This is a genomic window from Streptomyces avidinii (assembly GCF_014650695.1).
In the GTDB taxonomy this organism is placed as follows: domain Bacteria; phylum Actinomycetota; class Actinomycetes; order Streptomycetales; family Streptomycetaceae; genus Streptomyces; species Streptomyces avidinii.
This window is the reverse complement of record NZ_BMVL01000056.1, coordinates 1-1,169: the sequence shown is the minus strand read 5'-3', so window position 1 is coordinate 1,169 and position 1,169 is coordinate 1. Positions and strand designations below refer to the sequence as shown.

At 56.8% G+C, this 1,169-nt stretch carries 1 rRNA gene; it reads left to right on the top strand.

The features are described 5' to 3' along the window. Positions 1 to 1,169: ribosomal RNA gene (locus tag IE257_RS37705) — 23S ribosomal RNA — on the top strand; the annotation flags it as partial.

The following is a 1,169-nucleotide window of genomic DNA, read 5'->3' as shown; positions in this document are numbered from 1 at the left end:
TAACCCGTGTGGGGAAGCCGTAGCGAAAGCGAGTCCGAATAGGGCGATTGAGTTGCACGCTCTAGACCCGAAGCGGAGTGATCTAGCCATGGGCAGGTTGAAGCGGAGGTAAGACTTCGTGGAGGACCGAACCCACCAGGGTTGAAAACCTGGGGGATGACCTGTGGTTAGGGGTGAAAGGCCAATCAAACTCCGTGATAGCTGGTTCTCCCCGAAATGCATTTAGGTGCAGCGTCGTGTGTTTCTTGCCGGAGGTAGAGCACTGGATAGGCGATGGGCCCTACCGGGTTACTGACCTTAGCCAAACTCCGAATGCCGGTAAGTGAGAGCACGGCAGTGAGACTGTGGGGGATAAGCTCCATGGTCGAGAGGGAAACAGCCCAGAGCATCGACTAAGGCCCCTAAGCGTACGCTAAGTGGGAAAGGATGTGGAGTCGCAGAGACAACCAGGAGGTTGGCTTAGAAGCAGCCACCCTTGAAAGAGTGCGTAATAGCTCACTGGTCAAGTGATTCCGCGCCGACAATGTAGCGGGGCTCAAGCGTACCGCCGAAGTCGTGTCATTGCAGCAATAGGGCCAACGCCCGCTGTGATGGGTAGGGGAGCGTCGTGTGCCGGGTGAAGCAGCAGCGGAAGCTAGTTGTGGACGGTTCACGAGTGAGAATGCAGGCATGAGTAGCGATACACACGTGAGAAACGTGTGCGCCGATTGACTAAGGGTTCCTGGGTCAAGCTGATCTGCCCAGGGTAAGTCGGGACCTAAGGCGAGGCCGACAGGCGTAGTCGATGGACAACCGGTTGATATTCCGGTACCCGCTTTGAAACGCCCAATATCGAATCAGGCGATGCTAAGTCCGTGAAGCCGTTCCGGACCCTTCGGGGAAAGGAAAGTGGTGGAGCCGACGAACCAGACTTGTAGTAGGTAAGCGATGGGGTGACGCAGGAAGGTAGTCCAGCCCGGGCGGTGGTAGTCCCGGGGTAAGGGTGTAGGCCGAGGGGTAGGCAAATCCGTCCCTCATTAAGGCTGAGACCTGATGCCGAGCCGATTGTGGTGAAGTGGATGATCCTATGCTGTCGAGAAAAGCCTCTAGCGAGTTTCATGGCGGCCCGTACCCTAAACCGACTCAGGTGGTCAGGTAGAGAATACCGAGGCGTTCGGGTGAACTATGGT